The sequence below is a fragment of the Paenibacillus sp. GCM10027628 genome (assembly GCF_042676385.1).
Classification (GTDB): Bacteria; Bacillota; Bacilli; order Paenibacillales; family NBRC-103111; genus Paenibacillus_E.
Map to the genome: position 1 here is coordinate 808,233 of NZ_JBHTHA010000002.1, position 17,811 is coordinate 826,043.

12 protein-coding genes are annotated in these 17,811 nt (G+C 49.7%); 1 reads left to right on the forward strand and 11 read right to left on the reverse strand.

Features of this window, described 5'->3' with window-relative positions; translation table 11 throughout:
• Positions 1 to 186: 186 nt before the first annotated feature.
• The 8 genes from ACFQZT_RS04690 to ACFQZT_RS04725 all read right to left on the reverse strand — a co-directional run bounded on the left by ACFQZT_RS04690 (position 187) and on the right by ACFQZT_RS04725 (position 11,974).
• Entirely contained in the window at positions 187 to 1,698 is a 1,512-nt protein-coding gene (locus ACFQZT_RS04690; protein WP_379297034.1) for an ABC transporter substrate-binding protein, read from the reverse strand.
• Positions 1,699 to 1,809: 111 nt separating this feature from the next.
• A complete protein-coding gene (locus ACFQZT_RS04695; protein WP_379297036.1) occupies positions 1,810 to 3,396 on the reverse strand; it encodes a response regulator transcription factor in 1,587 nt (528 codons plus the stop codon).
• Between the two features lie 14 nt (positions 3,397 to 3,410).
• Positions 3,411 to 5,009, reverse strand: coding sequence for a sensor histidine kinase (locus tag ACFQZT_RS04700; protein ID WP_379297038.1), 1,599 nt, complete (start codon positions 5,007 to 5,009; stop codon positions 3,411 to 3,413).
• A gap of 421 nt (positions 5,010 to 5,430) precedes the next feature.
• A complete protein-coding gene (locus tag ACFQZT_RS04705) occupies positions 5,431 to 7,170 on the reverse strand; it encodes a DUF5605 domain-containing protein (protein WP_379297040.1) in 1,740 nt (579 codons plus the stop codon).
• A gap of 62 nt (positions 7,171 to 7,232) precedes the next feature.
• Positions 7,233 to 8,729: a glycerol kinase GlpK gene (gene glpK / locus ACFQZT_RS04710; RefSeq protein WP_379297042.1), complete on the reverse strand. Its 1,497-nt coding sequence runs from the start codon at positions 8,727 to 8,729 to the stop codon at positions 7,233 to 7,235.
• A 10-nt stretch (positions 8,730 to 8,739) separates the two neighbouring features.
• Positions 8,740 to 9,675: a transketolase family protein gene (locus ACFQZT_RS04715; protein ID WP_379297044.1), complete on the reverse strand. Its 936-nt coding sequence runs from the start codon at positions 9,673 to 9,675 to the stop codon at positions 8,740 to 8,742.
• A 4-nt stretch (positions 9,676 to 9,679) separates the two neighbouring features.
• The gene (locus ACFQZT_RS04720) at positions 9,680 to 10,525 is read right to left on the reverse strand and encodes a transketolase (protein ID WP_379297046.1); all 846 of its coding nucleotides are present in this window, start codon (positions 10,523 to 10,525) and stop codon (positions 9,680 to 9,682) included.
• A 15-nt stretch (positions 10,526 to 10,540) separates the two neighbouring features.
• Positions 10,541 to 11,974, reverse strand: a complete 1,434-nt coding sequence (locus tag ACFQZT_RS04725) for an L-fucose/L-arabinose isomerase family protein (protein WP_379297048.1) — start codon at positions 11,972 to 11,974, stop codon at positions 10,541 to 10,543.
• A gap of 273 nt (positions 11,975 to 12,247) precedes the next feature.
• Here ACFQZT_RS04725 and ACFQZT_RS04730 point away from each other — a divergent pair, with 273 nt between their 5' ends.
• A complete protein-coding gene (locus ACFQZT_RS04730; RefSeq protein ID WP_379297050.1) occupies positions 12,248 to 13,297 on the forward strand; it encodes a LacI family DNA-binding transcriptional regulator in 1,050 nt (349 codons plus the stop codon).
• Between the two features lie 260 nt (positions 13,298 to 13,557).
• On the opposite strand, the gene ACFQZT_RS04735 is transcribed toward ACFQZT_RS04730, so the two are convergent.
• From ACFQZT_RS04735 to ACFQZT_RS04745, 3 genes are read right to left on the reverse strand one after another with little or no spacing between them, the layout of a single operon-like run.
• Entirely contained in the window at positions 13,558 to 14,766 is a 1,209-nt protein-coding gene (locus ACFQZT_RS04735) for a response regulator transcription factor (RefSeq protein ID WP_379297052.1), read from the reverse strand.
• 1 nt (position 14,767) lies between these two features.
• A complete protein-coding gene (locus ACFQZT_RS04740; RefSeq protein WP_379297054.1) occupies positions 14,768 to 16,609 on the reverse strand; it encodes a cache domain-containing sensor histidine kinase in 1,842 nt (613 codons plus the stop codon).
• Positions 16,599 to 17,615, reverse strand: a complete 1,017-nt coding sequence (locus ACFQZT_RS04745) for a substrate-binding domain-containing protein (RefSeq protein ID WP_379297056.1) — start codon at positions 17,613 to 17,615, stop codon at positions 16,599 to 16,601. The genes ACFQZT_RS04740 and ACFQZT_RS04745 overlap by 11 nt, the downstream gene beginning before the upstream one ends.
• Positions 17,616 to 17,811 lie beyond the last annotated feature (196 nt).

The window sequence follows — 17,811 nt, forward strand, 5'->3', positions numbered from 1 at the left end:
TTCTCCATTCGTCTAATGTTGTACCTTTATTGTAAAAAAATCGGGACCTTGCCACTATGTCGCGCTCGACTTTTCACTAGTCCGATTTCGACTTGATCGTGGCTTAATTTGCTTAGGACATGCAAAAAGGCCGCCCTTCGCCATGGATTCCATGACTACAAGATCAGCCTTTCGTTTTTGCTACAATTATTTCGCCGTTTTAACCCACTCATCGAGCTGCTTTTGCTTCTCGGCGATGATTTTATCGATCCCGGACGATTTCAGCTTCGCGTTAAATTCCGGCAATACTTTATCCGGGTCCACACTGCCTGTTTCAAGAGCCATCCGATACTGATTGACGACGTTAGTCACCGCTGCATACTCCGTCTTTACCGGCTCCGGATTAAAGGAGAAGCCGAGCGCCTTCGACTTCACTGCATTCTTATTGAAATCGGCCATTTTCTCCCAAATCTTAGGGTCATCACCGTTAAATACATAAGACAGGAACTGGTTCCCGAACATCCAGCCTTGGTTCAGCGTGTAGGCTACGCTTTTAGAATCCACACCAGCCGGATAATCGATCACATTGTCCGATTTCTTCGCATAGTCTTTACCTTCCAAGCCCCAATCCAGCAAGTTGACGATCTGCGGATTCGAGTACATGAGGTTTAAGAACTCCATTGATTTTTGCTGATTCTTGGCATTGATCGGAATACCCCACATAATCGAAGCTACCGAAGACGTAGTTGCATAAGCAGGCGTAAGCGGTACAGTGACAATCGGCATGCCTGCGGAACGCGTATCTTGAAGCTCCATCCCCGGCTTCTGATTCACCAGATACCCCATCCCTTTATTCGCTTTCAATAAAGCCGTATTCGTATCCTTCGTCGTTGCCGCATCCTGCAAAATATATCCGGCGGTGTACCAGCTTCTTAATTTTTTCACAAAAGCAGCATATTCCGGCGTATCGTAGAGGTTCGCAACCTTCAAGTTGTTATCATAATTCGGAAGTACGCCAAGACTGTCGCCAAGCGAATCGAACCACCGGTAACTGTCCACGAAAGAGATGCCGGAAGCTTGCGTAACGAGCGGGGTCAAATTCGGCTCGCCCGCTTTCACCGTTTTAAACACACCTTCGAGGTCATCGATCGTTTTGATTTTCGTCACGTCGATTTTGTATTTATCGAGCAGGTCTTTGCGGAAATTGATTCCGAAATTCGCTGCCAAGTCGCGATTGGAAGGAACTGCATACAGACTGCCGTTGACCTTCGTCGCATTTAAATAATTGGCGTCAAATACTTTCTTGATATCCTGCCCGTACTTCTCGAGCAGCGGGTCCAGTTTGACTAATTGACCCTTGGCCACATAACTTGCATAGTTTCTTCCCGATACGTACATGAGATCGAGCTTCTCGTTGCTCGTCAGCATCAGATTAGACTGCTGCGCCCACGAACCGGCGTTAATCGGCATAAGCTTGACTGTTGCGCCTATTTTCTCCAGCGTAATCTTGTTAATTGCATTCTGCACATCTTGCAGATTGCTCGGAATCTGATTGAACGCGGAGAAAGCTACGTTAAGCTCGTAAGGCGCTTCCTTACCGCCACTAGGCGTAGTTTTTGCGGAAGCGCTCGCGTTATCGGTTGAATTGCCTCCGCAAGCAGTAAGCGTTATCATACTTCCTGCCAAAACCGAACTAAGCAGTATCGTCGTTTTTTTCATTGTACTCCCCCATTTGTCCTGTTTTGTGAACCTACCCTCGATTGTACGCACTTCCGGGAACGCTCACTATGCGCATTTCGACTTTTCATTGGCACGATTTCGACTTCGCATCTATTTTCTTGCATGCTGCCTAAAGTCGCTCGGACTCAGCTCGGTTTGCTTGCGGAACATCTTCGTAAAATGGGACAAATTATTAAACCCGACATGCGTCGCAACGCTAGTAACCGGCATCTCGGTTTTGCTTAACAAATCCTGCGCGACACGCATCCGCTCATGAAGCAAAAATTCCTTCATCGACATGCCGATTTCCTTCTTTAACATACGATCCAAATAGTCCGGATGCAGGAAAAACGGACTCGCGATCTGTTCGCGGCTCAGATCCTGATCAAAGTGCTTCGCGATAAACAGCTTCACCTTTTCCACAACCGAATGGGACTCTTCCATATCATGGGTATGGGCCACCGCTCGATTCAGCATGTGCGAAATCCATTCCAGCATATCCGTTACGGAACGGTTTGCTTGCGTCGATAGCTCGATGGACCGGCTGTCTTTAAACAACTCATGGGCTTGAATCCCTTTTTCCTTGAGGACCGAATAGACGATCTGGATGAAATCATGATGGAACTGATGCAGGAAAGGAACATCGATTCTCGAGTTATTGACGAGCTTCTCTAAATACGCGCTTACTTCGGTTATGATTTGGTCCTTGGCCCCCTGCGTCAAAAGGACCGACCATATTTTCATATCGGGTATCTCCGCGGAAATAAGCCTCTCAGGCCGGACACTGCCCAAAAACACTTGCTTACTGTAAGCAACGTTATTTTTTTTCAGCGTTATAAGCCGGTTAACCATTTCCGGAAGCTTGTGATAATCGGCCGGTTCCCCGACGTAACAAGATAAATCGCAATAAAAATAACGATAGCAGGTAGAGATAAAGGCATTCAATTGACTGCGCAGACTTTGAAGGTCCGCCCTATCACCCAGCGGCAGCGTAATCACGGCAAGGAGTACATTCCGGTCCAGCGTCATCAACTGAGCGCTTAACTGAAGTTCTTGTATCGTTTCCAATGCAGCATTCTTCAGCCCGTACTCCAGGATCTTCTCGTCCCGCAAGGTTAACGGCTTATGCCAGCGCTGCACGTCTATTAATACAGGCAGCATTCGCAGCCCGCCGGGATGCGCGATCTTGCGCTCTTCCATCGCTTTTCGAATCGCTTCCGGATTCGCTGGTATGACCTGGTTGACAATATCAAGCCAAAATTGTTCGATAAACAGCGGATGATGCTGAACCCACGACCGGTTGATCTGAGCCATTTCCTTCACCTTCCGGATCTTTTCGATCACCCTTCGTATAACGGTCGCCAGCTCTTCAGGAGGAATAGGCTTGAGCAAATAATCGAAGCTTCCAAGTTGGATGGCTTGCTTGGCGAACGCGAAGTCTGCATGGCAGGTCAGAAAGACCGTCTCCGTATCCGGGGAATGAACCTTGACCCAGCCCAGTAAATCCAGACCGCTGTCCTGCGGCATCTCAATGTCGCAGAGCATCATATCGATGCGGTGATTGCCGTACACTTCCTTCGCTTGCGCCGCATTATTGGCTGTATGAATAGGGTCGATGCCAAGCCGTTTCCAATCGATCGCGGATTGGATGCCACGAATCGCAAGCGGCTCGTCATCGACGATTAATAAACTGAACATACCAGCGGACCTCCTTACGATGATTGGTCTGGTTCGAGCGGTAGCTTCATCTCCACGACAGCTCCCGAAGGACTTGCGTTCGCGAACGCAAGACTGGCTTGGTCTCCATACAGCAAGCGCAGCCGATGCCACACATTCCAAATGCCGATGTGCTCGCCCTGTTCGTCCACGATCCGCTTGCCGGCTCGAAGCTTTTCAAGCACGTCCTCCGGGAACCCTTTGCCTGTATCCTTGACCGTAATCCGGATATGTTGATCTTGCTTAGATTCCTCGAGCTGGATATCTATAGATAACGACAAGGGTTCGTTCATCTGCGTCGCGTGCTTGATCGCATTCTCGATGAATGTCTGAATCACAAGCGGGGGAACATGGACAAGCGCCAGCGATTCGGGCGCAGTGATTTGGCAATCCAGCGTCTTTTGAAAACGCAGCTCATGAATCCGAACATAATTGCGGACATGCTCAAGCTCTTCTTTTAACGGAAGAAACGTCAGATTACTCCTTAACATATACCTGAAATGGCGGACCAAGCGCAGCGTTATCTCTTTAATCAGCTCATAATCTTGGACTAGTGCCAAGCTGTAAAGAATATTTAACGTATTCAAGAAAAAATGCGGATTGATCTGAAGCTGCAAATATTGAAGCTCCGCTTTCTGCTTGTTTAATTGCTCCTCGTAAACATGGATCGTCAGCTCTTCGATCTGAGCCATCATGTTGTTAAACGTTGCATTCAGCAACTGAAACTCGTCCGATGCCGGGTAAGGTTCGATCCGCGCCTTCACGCCGCCTTCCCCGATTCTCCTCATCACAGCGACCATCCGTTTCAAAGGGATAAGCAGCGTTTTCCGAAGGAAAAGCAGGAAGCCGGGCAAAAGCAGCAAGCCTAGAAAAGAAACAATAAATACGATTTTATTTAGATAAGGAAGGTTTTGTAAAATCGTTTCATTCGGGATCAGCGCAACCAGACTAAAGCGCCCTTTCCGTGAAGGTTCCCCTACCACAAGAAATTCGTTATGCTCGCCAGTCAAGTAATAGCGCTCTAGCGGCCTGCTCAAATCCAATCGATGTTCGGCAATTTGAGGCGTATCGATCAAGGGTTCTCCCTGATCCGTAATGAATAGAGATGTACCATTCTCCCCAAACTGAATCAGCGTCAAGGGGAGCATTAATGTTTTAATATTCACCCAAGCGCCTACGTAGGTGGAGCCCATTTTTTGCATGCGAAACAAGTAAAAATCCCGGTTAAACTGTTTCACATACCATTGGTTGCTCACTGCCTCACCGGAGGAAGCCATTTCCAGCTCCTTCCGGATATAAGAACGGATGGGTTCTTTATCGGCAGGATCCAGCAATTGGCTTTTGCCGACGTCAAGCAAATCTTTCTTTTGTACGGAATAGACGAAGTAGGCATCCACTTTATACATCAAGATATCGGAGGTGAGCTTGTCGGATACATGCAGTTTGGCGAGCATATAGCTATCATCCGAAGGCGGATTGTCCATAATCTGTAGATCAAAATTGTTAGAAAGAAGCGCATTTAAGTATTTGTCCGCTTCCTCCAATCCGCTATCGATCTGACTCATGTACAGCGACATCATATTTTTATTAGACATCGCCACCTGCTCACGTACGACATAAATGGCATAATAATTGTTATAAAATAAACAGGCCAAGCAAAGGCACGGTCACGAGCAAAAAGCTGATGACCAGCTTCAGCCTGATGGAATTCCAAGCGATGTGCCGCATATTCCAAACCATGTGGTCGTTCCCCTTTATCATTGACTGTCGACGAGGCAGGAGCCAAGGTGCGAATCGCGCGCCTTATCCCAACAATACGGCTCGTTTCAGCGACCGACTATAACGTTTTCGACTTTTCGCCCCTACACATTCGACCACTTTAGCATATATGCGTATGTCGGTCTTTGTCGAATCCAGACCGGCTAAAACGGCGTAAGCTGCAAAAATCCCACACCACCGTTCGGTGATATGGGATTCATTCGGGAACTCATCATAGTTTAAATCATGGAAATCCATTCAAGCCCTCGTTAGGCGAACCGCCATATATTGACGGCCCGGCAGCTCGACCTGAAACGCGCCTTCATAAGTGTCCTCCAGCGTGTCGATCACCATATTCCACGTATCGATGACGTCTAACTTATACCGGATCCCCGGCTTCATGCTGAACTTCCTGAAACTCGGTTGATTAAAACCGTAATAAAACAAATAATATTCATCTGCGATGCCTGCCGAAGGTACATCCCACTCCGATTTCAGCGGATTCAAGCCGCCCACCGGTCCTTCCTCCAGGATTCTCCGCAGGAAGGCGATCCGCTCCGGACTTGTTCCGTAAAGCTCGCCGCCTTTCGACCACCATAAGATGTCATCCGCGTGCATGTAGGTTTCCCCATGTCCAACATAACCGCCTCGAATGGCTCCTTCCCAGAAGCGTCGTGTCATTTCCTGTCCCGTGATGTTCCCCCAGCCCATATCAATGTTGCCCTCGTAAGCGCATTCGTCAATCACGATCGGCTTCTTCCATTGCTCGCGCCACTCATTCGTAGCTTCAGCTGTCTTATACACATCGATACGTTGAATACTGCAATGTGTGACCCAAGACCTGTTGTAATCATAGAAACCAAAGCAGTTATGAATGGAAATCAAATGGCGATATGGATCATTGTCTTTGACCACTTGCGCGAAGCGTTCCCAATCATCCGTAGTTTTCGCCCACATGAGATCGTATTCATTGGCGAGTGACCACCATACGTTCCGGTACGCCGCCAGACGGGCTGTGAGGTACCGCAAGTAAAGGTCGTCCGCTGCTGCGTTCATTTCCGAGAAGCCCCAGCGATCGTAAGCGTGGAACAAAATCAGATCGGCTTCGATGCCGAGATCCTGAAGATCCGCGATTCGCCGTTCCAAATGCCGGAAAAATGCCGGATTAAAGCGTGTGAAATCCCATCCCTCCGCTAAAGATCCTTCATATGGATATAGCTCCGGCTCGTTGGCGTTAAACTGGTACGATTTTGGAAACACGCACATGCGCAGTTTATTAAAAGGAGATTTTTGCAGGCTGTTCAGCGTTTGCTCCTCCAGCGCTTCCCCTTGATGCGTCCAAACATAACAGGTCGTACCGACCGGAATGTAGGGCGTTCCATCCTCGTAGGCGAAATGGAATGTATGCCTGACCCGAACAGGTCCATGATTGTCCTGCGAAGGAGCAACAGTTGTGAAGCGGCCTTCAATCCCGCTAAGCGAGCGGGCTGTGCTCTTAGTCCGAAACGTCCACTCTCCTTCCGCATCCGGCATAAAGCGGATCCGGTATATGCCGTCTCCGTCATAGAAGCCGGGCACTTCAACCATCCGGTCCTCGAACTGAAATTCGGCGCCCAGGCATACGTCTACGAACGGATTTCCATGCTTCGGCCCGTGCAGCGTAATCTCGTGAACGTCCCATCTCTCCGTTTGCTTAGGAAAATCGATGCCGGCCGAGCCCGTAGGAATTGATTCCGCCTCATAATCTGCAGCAGGAATAAGTTCCACAACCTCGATCGGTTCATCCGGCACTTCAGCCAGCTCTTTCAGAATCGTGTCCAGCAACTCTGGCGTCCACGTATACGCTTGATTAGCTTCGGCGAGCTGCGGCAGCGTACGCATTTTCATAAACGATAAATAAGGGGAATTCTCCAGGTCCGGTACATGCTTCAGCAAGACGGACCTTGCCGTTCGGTTTGCCCAAATAATGCCGATTTTGGTCTGTTCGGTAAATGCCACGATCTATTCCTCCTCCAACATAATCCCTTTCGCAGGCGAACCTGCCCCCGTAACGGGGGAACCTACAGCTTCTTGGTTAATACGGATTCGACGGCACGCTTCCAGCCCGAATATAACGAATCTCTTATAAATAATTCCATCTTAGGTTCATAAACATCATAGGATTTTGCATGCCCCACAATCTCATCCGGCGAAGACCAGAATCCGACACCTAAGCCTCCCATATAGGCGGAGCCCATGCCGGAAAGCTCGGCGACATCCGATTTAACGACTCTCTGCTCCAACAGATCCGATTGAAACTGCATAAGACTCCGATTCTCAGAGGCCCCGCCGTCGGTGCGAAGCTCTGCAAGGCGCAGACCTGATTCCTTCTCCATCAGTTCAACCGCATCGCGCACTTGATAAGCGATACTTTCAAGAGCGGCACGGATAATGTGCGCTTTGCCCGTTCCGCGGTTCATGCCCGTGATCGCTGCTCTGGCGTAAGGATCCCAGTAAGGCACGCCGAGGCCGACAAAGGCGGGCACCAAATACACGCCATCACTTGATGGCGTCTCAGCCAGCAGTTGTTCCATCTCTTCAAAGGTACGGAACAAGCCTAATTGGTCTCGTACCCATTTGATGCTGTCTCCCGACGTGCGGATGACGGCTTCCAGTGCATAGGTGATTTTTCCATCCATGCCCCAAGCTATCGCCGTGACGAGTCCGTTTCCTGCCTCTTCATGCTTCTCTCCCACATTCATCAGCAGTGAGGTGCCTGTGCCGTAGGTCGCTTTGGCCATACCCGGACGAAAGCACTGATTGCCGTAGAGAGCGGCCTGCGAGTCGCCGATCACGCCGCAAATTGGCACTTGCGAGTCGAATAGCTCCGGATCTTCCGTGTAGCCGAACACAGCGTCGGACGATTTCACCTCGGGCAGCAGTGTTGACGGGACTTGGAACAGCTCGCACATCTCCTCATCCCACTCCAGCGAATGAATGTTGTAAAGTGACGTCCGGCTCGCATTCGTATAATCGGTGGCATGCGCCTTGCCTCCCGTCAACTTCCACAGCAGCCAACACTCGATCGTTCCCGCCAGCAGCTTGCCTTCCGCCAATTTTTCTCGAGCGCCGTCTACATGACTTAGCATCCATGCCCACTTGGCTGCGGAAAAATAGGGATCCAGCAAAAGGCCGGTACGGGTACGGACCTCGCCTTCATACCCCGCCGTTTTCAACGCGGTGCATAGATCTGCCGTCCGCTGGCACTGCCAGACGATCGCCGGATAAACCGGCAGACCCGTCGTCCGGTCCCACATGACCGCCGTTTCCCGCTGATTCGTGATGGTCAAAGCAGCGATTCGATCCGGCTTGATTCCCGCGTTCTCCAACACCTGCTTGACGGTTCTCTTTACGTTATTATATATCTCCAAGGGATCGTGCTCCACCCAGCCGGGCTGCGGATAATACTGCCGGTGCTCAGCTGAGCTTCGCGCAACAATGCGGCCACTTTGATCGACCAGGATCGCCTTCGTTCCCGAGGTACTCTGATCTACTGTTAAGATGTAACGATTCGTCATCGGCGTGCTCCTAGTCGCGAAGCATTTCTAGCGCAAGCTTTTTGATATTGTCCGCGGTTAGACCGTAGTGCGCGAACACTTCTGACGTCTTACCTGCGATGGCAGGCTCATCGGGTATCCCCAGAATGCGCATCGGCACAGGTTGATGCTGAACGACGACTTCGGCAATGGCAGCACCGAGTCCGCCCAGTACGCTATGTTCCTCTACCGTGATGATATGGCCGGTTTCCCGCGCCGCGCGAATAACGGCTTCTTCATCGAGCGGTTTGATCGTGTGCATATTCAGCACACGGCATGAAACGCCCGCCTGCTTCAAAGCCGCTTCCGCATCCAGCGCGATCCGAACCGTTTCTCCTGCAGCGATGATGGTAAGTTCCGTACCCTCACGCATCGTTACTGCTTTACCAAGGACAAACTCATAGTCCTCACTCTCATACACATCTTCGACGGCATTTCGTCCGATCCGTACATAGACGCCGCCTTCGTGCTTCACCAACGCTTCTGTCATCCGTTTCGTCTCGAATCGGTCCGCAGGCAGAACTACGGCCAAGCCGGGAATAGCGCGGGCGACGGCCAGATCCTGCACCGAATGATGAGACATGCCAAGCGCGCCGTAGCTGACGCCGCCACTAATGCCGATAAGCTTCACATTCGTGCCGGAATAAGCGACGTCAACCTTGATTTGCTCGATGCTGCGCATGCTCAGGAAGCATGCAGGCGACGTCACGAACGGCTTTTTGCCGCTATGCGCCAGGCCTGCGGAGATACCGACGATATTTTGCTCGGCGATACCCACTTCTACGAATTGATCCGGGTACGCCTTAGCGAACGGCGCCATCGCGGCCGATCCGCGGGAGTCGCTCGCCAGCACCATGATCTCTTTATCTTCAGCTGCGAGCTGCAGCAGCGTCTCGCATATAACTTGACGGTTAGGAATCGTATTCATGACGTCATTGCACCTGCCCTTCCAGTTTCAACATCTCAAGTCCTGCAGCAAGTTCCGCCAGCGCCTTCTCAAGCTCCGCGTCGTTAGGCACATGATGATGCCAATGCGGTACGTTCTCGGCAAAAGAGATACCTTTGCCCTTCACTGTATTGGCCATGACCAACGTCGGCTTACCCGTAACTGCAGGAGCAGCTTCAAATGTTTCGACGAGCGCACTCATATCGTTGCCGTCGATGGAGACTACGTGCCATCCGAAAGCAGCCCACTTCTCTTCCAGCGGCTCCAATCCCATTACCTCTTCGGTCGATCCGCTGATTTGCAGCCGATTCCGGTCGATAATCCCGACGAGATTATCGAGCTTATAATGAGCTCCTGCCATCGCCGCTTCCCAAACCGAGCCTTCCGCCTGCTCCCCATCTCCCATCAAACAGAATACGCGGTAGCTTTTCCCGCTCCGCTTTGCGGCCATCGCCATCCCGACGGAAATCGCCAAACCGTGTCCGAGCGCGCCGGTATTCATCTCGATGCCGGGCACTTTATTATTCGGATGGCCGATCAATCGGGTGCCGAAGCGACTGAATGTCTCCAGCTCTTCCTTCGGAAAGTATCCGAGATCGGCCAGGATGCACCACAGCGATTCGACGGAATGTCCTTTACTTGCAATGAAGCGGTCACGATCTTCCCATTTGGGTTGGGACGAGTCGATCTTCATAATCCGGTAATAGAGTGCCGTTAAAATGTCCGTATTACTGAGCGAGCCACCCGTATGACCCGTTTTGGCGCCATGAATCATTTTCAGCAGGTTCATGCGAATCTGGGTCGCTTTTGCTTTCAATTCCGTGTTATTCATGTGTCTCCCCCTCCGTTATAAGCCAGTGCCGCGCAGCCAGGCCTGAATTTCCTGCACCGTCGGATCTACCGGATCTGGCGTCAGTCCCGGAATGTAACTGCAGGCCTCATATAATGCCGGGATGACGTTGGCATGAATGCCTACGGAATGGTGCACGTACGGCCCCTTCACAAGCTTCTCTTCCCATAACGGCCAATCGTTCACTTCCACCCATACGTAAGATCCGCGGGTATATGGACCTTGAATGCCGCGCGCTTTCCCAAGGAACAACTGGTATTCGCCATGGTCGCCGTCAAAACGGGCCAATGTCATATCGCCGCCCTTGATTTCCCCTTCATGCGTTCCCGGTGCATGACTGTCGAACAAAAAGTGCTTCCGCAGCTTCGGCTTCTCCTCGACCGACAGGGACACCGGAAAGTTTCCGCAGTGGAAGAGCAGCTCGCCGTTCGGATTTTCCGGATGACGGACCGTCAAGTCTGCGAAGAACGTTGGCGCCGTATTCATCGCGGCAGCCTGCACCATGACCGACGTAATGGCACCATGAATATCCGTTTCGCACGTGACCGGAATTTGCTCATCCGTGAGGATCGCGTTCGCGAGGCAAGGCATGATGCCCATGGCATCCTGCAAAGAGGACCAGCATTGAATGGCAATCGCCGTGCTACCCGTGTTGCGGGCATATTGTCTCATTGCTACTTTCAAGGCTGCAATTCGCTTGATGTCGTCATCCGTTACTTCCGAATAATCAAGCTTCGCTTTAATGTAATCAACCGCTTCCTGCAGCTCAGAGCCATTCGCCTTCTCGATTTTTTTCGATGCCAGCTGAATGTCAACCAGCGTAATTGGAAAAAGCTCGATGCCAAATCGCTCAAGCAACTCGCCCTCATTGCACATCATCGTCCAGAATGAGGACGGACGCGGCCCGATTTGAAGAATCCGCAGATTGCGGAACTGCCGAACCACATTGGCCGCTGCGACAAAATTCGTGAAACCGCGCTCGAAAACCGGATCATTCACCCGGCTGTTGGTCACATAGGTAAAAGGCACGTTAAACCGCCGAAGCACCTTCCCCGTAGCGAACAGGCCGCATTGCGTGTCGCGAAGACGCATGCCGTCCTCAAGCGGCGCCTCGTCACGCGGCCCCCATAGCAGTACCGGCTTGCTTAATGCCTTGCCCACCCGGGCCACGGTGTCTTCCGTTCCGAAATTACAATGCGGGAAGAAAACCGCGTCTACTTGCTCCTGCTTGAAACGGTCGATAATCAGGTCAGCGTTAATATTGTCGTCATACAACAACCCCTCGGAATTAATGCCCTCAAGGTCCACGATATCGATGTCCAGCCCGAAGTTTTCGATTTTCTCCTTAATCATGACTTTGTACTTAAAAGCATCTTCAGCGCTAAACACGAATCTGCGTGTTGGCGCGTAACCGAGTTTTAATTTTTTCATCTACTGTTCCTCCATGGGTTAGATTCATCTTCCGAAATAACTTAACAAAACTAAAATAAAACTAAATTTTAAATTAACAGTGTTCATAAAATTTATGATAAACTCATGTTAACATGACAAATTTTAGTCGTCAATGAGTAGTTTAGTTGATTTTTAAGTGTATTTTAGCTAAATTATAGATTAACAACCTTCTTCTATTGATAAATTCTTCATGAAATAATAAACTAAACTTAACTAAACAAACTAATTGCTAAGATTGGGGTTCATCCACCTATGAAAATGGAAGACATTGCGAAATTGGCTGGCGTATCGAAAGCAGCCGTTTCGCTCGCTTTAAGCGGCAAGTCCGGGATTAGCCCGGAGACACGCGAACGTATTCTTCAGATCGCCAAAGAAAACGACTATTTGCCCAAAACGAAAGCTCCGACTTCTGATAGCATTACAAAATCACTGACCTTCCTCGTTTTTACGAATTCCGGAATCGTGCATGAGCAGTATTACGAGCAGCCTTTTTTTCGCGAGCTGATCCATTATATTGAAGACCGCTGCCGCTCCAAGGGCTACTCCCTGCGATTTTCAACGGTAGATCTGGAATTTTTCGAGCGGGATATTCGCGCCGTTGCCGAAGATAGACTGAGTGATGGGGTTATCCTTCTTGGAACGAACTTAAATCAAAGCGAGATCGGGGATATTGCAAGTAGACTTGGGTCGCATCTCATCGTGCTGGATACGAGTTTTGAGACGCTGCCCGTTCATTTTGTAGGCATTAACAATTTCATGGGGGCGTATCAAGCGGGAAGTCATCTTTGTGAATTGTGGCACCGGGATATCGGCTATATCGCCTCTAACGTAAGAATTCATAATTTCGACGAACGTAAAGAAGGCTTCCTCACAGCTCTTCGAGCGAACGGCTTGGATGTTCCGGCAAGCCATTATTTCTCCGTAGCGCCTACCATGCTTTCCCAGGATGATCTGAAATCGCAGTTTATGCCGCTTTTGAACAATGGCAGCCGGCGCTTGCCCACGGCTCTCTTTTGCGAATGCGATTATATCGCGATCAGCGCTGTAAAGGCATTAACCGAGTTAGGGGTCCGTATTCCGGATGAAGTGTCCGTAGTTGGCTTCGACAATATCTCGGAATCGCTCATCATCTCCCCTGAACTGACTACCGTTCATGTAGAGAAAAAAAGAATGGCACAGTGGGCCGTTGATCTGCTAGTAGAATCCATTGAACTCGGCGAGTCGGCGAAAGCAAAGATTCGGGTGGATACAAGGTTCATCGAGCGTTCGTCTTCCTGCCCCCCTTCCACTGAAAGGTCATAAAAACGCAATAAAAAACTGCAGACAAAGAATAACCGTCTGGATCTTCCGTGACAAACAACATAAAGACCGTTTAAAGCCATCTCACTGGCTAAAAACGGTCTTTTTGCATCTTTGAAAACGAAGTCAGGACTTAATCAATGGCCGCGATCTTCCCTGACGGTCTCACCATACGGTCGAACTCGCTAAGAAAGGTAAGCCACACGTCCTCCCTGTCGAAAAGGAGGCTTATCGAATTAAATATACGTTGCTTGCCCGTTTAGTTAACTGCCAGCTCCTTCTTTGCGATACTGATTCGGCGGCAAGCCAACGACCTTCTTAAATGCAGTGCTAAAGTAATGCTGCGAGTCGTACCCGACTTGAGCTGCGATTTCCACCATTGGCAGATCGGTGGATGTGAGCAGGCGGATCGCATGTTTGATGCGTATTTGGGTGAGCAAGCTGACAAAGGAAATCCCTATTTCCTGCTTAAATACACGGCTTAAATAAACGGGAGATACCTTTAGGTCGCCTGCGACACTTTCAAGATTAAGATCCTGATCGTGAAACTGTTTGGCAATCATTTCCTTAGCTGTACGAACGAATGGCGACAGGCGTATTTCGTTATAGACCTCCGTCTTTGCTTGCAGATAAATAGAAGCAATGTTTTCCACACTGCCGGTCGCAGGCAGAAAGGCCGATACGGTAGTAATTTTCAAATACATAAGAATGGCTTGATCCACCGATTGAACCACGCTGTCAGGCACCGTGTCCCACAACAGAATCACAAGCATCCCCATATGATCCCTGAATTTCACGAACGCGTATGACGATAAAATTTCATCAATGATGTTTTCCATTGCGAACAAATACAATTGGCGATCTTTCTCGGAGAGTAGTTCTTTCCCCCTGGAGGGACTGGGCCATCGAACAATACCGACCTGTACGGGTACTCTTACCGGCATGTTCAGGAAGGAAAGCTGCTCCATGATCTCCCCTTTGCTCAGTTCGCCTTCCATCCACTCGAGACAAAAGCGCTCCCTAAGTAAGGAGAAATTTCGTTCAATTTGCTTGGAGGCCATAAGGAAATGCTCCTCATTCTTAGCTGTTACATCCAATTGTTTCACGACTTTTTCCAATACCGAATGAAGCTGCGGCGGACTAACCGGCTTCAGGATGTACTCGTCCACACCCAAACGAATCGCTTCCTGCGCATAGTTGAATTCATCGTGCCCTGTTATGATGATAAACTTGCATGCAGGTAACCGCTCCCTAATATGACCAATCAAAGTCAGGCCGTTCATGATCGGCATATTCAAATCAACAAGCATGATCCGAACATCATGCCGGATCGCAAGATCCAGCGCTTCTTCTCCGTCCTCTGCCTCCGCCGCAACCGTAAGTCCTAGGCGCGGCCAGTCGACACAGTCTCTGATGCCCTCGCGAATGTTTGGCTCGTCGTCCGCGATCAGTACTTTCCAAACTCGCTCCATGCTATCCCGCCTCTCTTCCTCGAATAACCGGATGAATAATCGTTACTTTCGTGCCCTGCTTAAGATCACTGGTCATATTTACGCCGTAAGCTTCTCCATAAGTCAGTTGAATCCGCTCTTGGACATTCATCAATCCATAGCCTTCCACGGAAGATCCTTCTTCGCCATGTTTCTTTCTCGTTGTGGCAGCGGCAAGCGACTGCCTCAGCAAGGCAAGCGTCTCCGGCGGCATGCCTGCCCCATCGTCGGCAATTTCGATTACTACACGTTCTTCGTCCAGAAATGCGCGAATATCTATGCGCCCCGGGCCGCGCCGTTCCTTAATTCCGTGATAGATGGCATTTTCGACAATGGGTTGTAAAATGACTTTAATCACAGACATTCCCTGTAGCTTGGGGTCAACGTCCAGTCTGTAATTGAGCTTGTCTCGATACCTTGTCTTTTGGATCGTCAGATAGCTCTGAATATGGGCAATCTCTTCTACGATCGGGATAATCTCGTTGCCTTTACTAAGCCCAATTCGGAACAGTCGGGAGAGCGCATCCACCACATCGGTCACCTCATTAGCTCCGCTTTTACGCGACAGCCACTGAATCGTATCCAGGGTGTTGTACAGAAAGTGCGGTTTGATATGCGCCTGCAGACTGCGCAGCTCGGCTTCCCGCTTCTTTCTTTGCTCCTCTTCCACCAAACCGATCAGCTTCGTCACTTGCAGCAGCATCGCATTAAAGCTGCGTCCCAACATCCCTACTTCATCCTGACGCTCATCCTTGAAGCGAATGGATAAATTCCCATCTTCCGCCCGCCGCATGAACGACATCAATTGCCAAATCGGCTTCGATATCGTATAGGATAAGTAACTTGATGCAGCAATCCCTAGCAAACAGACGACGAATATAAAAGAAATGATATACAACCTGATTTCCCGAACTTCCATAACCGTATCTTTGGTTGAGAAAACGCCGACTGTCGTCCAATTCGTAAAAGGCGACTTGCGGAAAATAAACTGCACTCGCTTGCCGTCAATCACTTTAGAAAACACGCCTGTAGGGTTCTCCTCAATCCATTTCAGATCCATTTTGCTTACGATGGGATGCTGGGGTGTATAGATGCTATCCCCTTGATCGTCGATAACGGTCAAATAGCCGGACTTGCCAAGCCTAACGTCTTTAACCGTTTCCGCTATGATACGCAATTTGAGGTCGATCAGCACCACACCTTGGACCGCCTGCGTCTCCGGATCCACAATCGCGCGAACGACAGATACGATGTCCTCGTCCTTATAATTCACATGCGTCGTAACATTGCGACCGGAAGGGTGGCCAATCAGTTTGAAAATCCCTCTCTCCTCTACGGCTTCCTTGTACCAGCTTTCTTCCGTCAGGCTTCTGCTCGATCTTGCATACATTTCATTGCTCAAGTATTCCCCCTTGGCGTTGACCACCATAATACCGGCGACTTCCGAATACAAGGTCGTAAATCCCTGTAAAAACTTCCGCATATCATACATTTCCGATTCCGGTTGTTGGATATCTTCGGATAGAAAGCGCTTTATTTGAGGATTAAATGAAATAAAATAAGTCATGTTCTGTAAGTTGCTTGCGTAGAACTCCAACGATTTATTCACATTGCCGATCAATTGCGAGGTATGGTCGTTGACCTGTTTCTCGATGATGTTGTCTGTCGCCCAGGCAATGAGAATCCCAAGGAAGATGGCCGGCAGCAAGCTGATCAGCAGGAAGTGCAAGATGAGCTTAGCTCGAATCGGCCAGTTGTTCAATTCAAACCAGCGAAGACGGTGCAGCCGACTGATGAAACGGTGATGCCATCCGTTATTTCGCATAATAATTATCCACATTCTGCTGCGTCACAACAGTAATTCCCGTATCAACGGACGGAGGCACCAGAGGAATTCCGGAATGCTTCCAATCAGCCAACGGCTGAACGAATTCATGTTTGAGGTGAAAAAGCTGCATGAGCGACCAATAGCCCATATTCCAGGTCCCTTGCGCAAGCGTTGCGGAAATAACCCCGCTTTTGACCATATCCAATGTACCCTTATCGGTATCAAAACTAATGATTTTCACCTGTTTCGAACGGCTCACATTTCTCACAGCTGTACCTACGCCGACACCTCCGTTCGCTTCTGTTGCAAAAATACCAATCAGATTGGGGTAGTCCGCAAGCAATTTCTTTGCCGCTCGCTCGGATGCCAATTGATCCCCTTTGCCATCTTCTACAGCAATGACCTGCATGTTCGGGTACTGGGTACGAATCGTATCCTGGAAGCCTCTCGTACGTTCTTGGTGGTTTAATTGTCCGGGCAATGTGATCACTGCTGCTTGGCCTGAACCTCCCGTAAGCTCGCTTAACTGCTGCGCTGCTTTCACGCCGGCATTGTAATTATCGGTTCCTAGGAACGAGTAAGCTTTAGACTTCGGAGCCCCCGAGTCAAAAAGCACAATCGGAATACCCGCTTCTACGGCCTTATTGATCGATGCGACCAGCGCATCCGGATTGATGGCCGACACTGCAATGCCCGCTGGCTTTTTTGCGATCACTTGTTCAAGTACAGTTCGCTCCTCGTTGGCATCGTACTGGGTAGCACCCCGATACTCGACGGATACATTTAACATGTTAGCCGCATCTTCAAAACCTTTGAGGCAGCTTTTCCAGTAGTCGATGCCGGACTGAAAATCGACCATGACATATTTTTCTCCAATATCTCCGTGAAGTCCGCCCGCTGAAGCACTGTCAGAACGTTTGGAAGCGTCGCTGAAAGCGTAAACATAAATAAATAGTAAAAAAGTCGCGATTAAAACGGCATAGATCATCAAAAGCCTCTTCAATTTATCTCCCACCTTGTTCGTGATGCGTCTATGCTCCAATTATAGCAAATCGAACGCCGCTCGGATGCGACAAAATCACCCATAAAGGGTGACTTTAAAAGTCCGCTTTCAGAACAGAGAAGGTTGGACGAATTCCGGAGAAGGAGGAACTTAGCGTAGAGGTTTGCTACGAGAGTACCGGAATTCGTTCAAGATT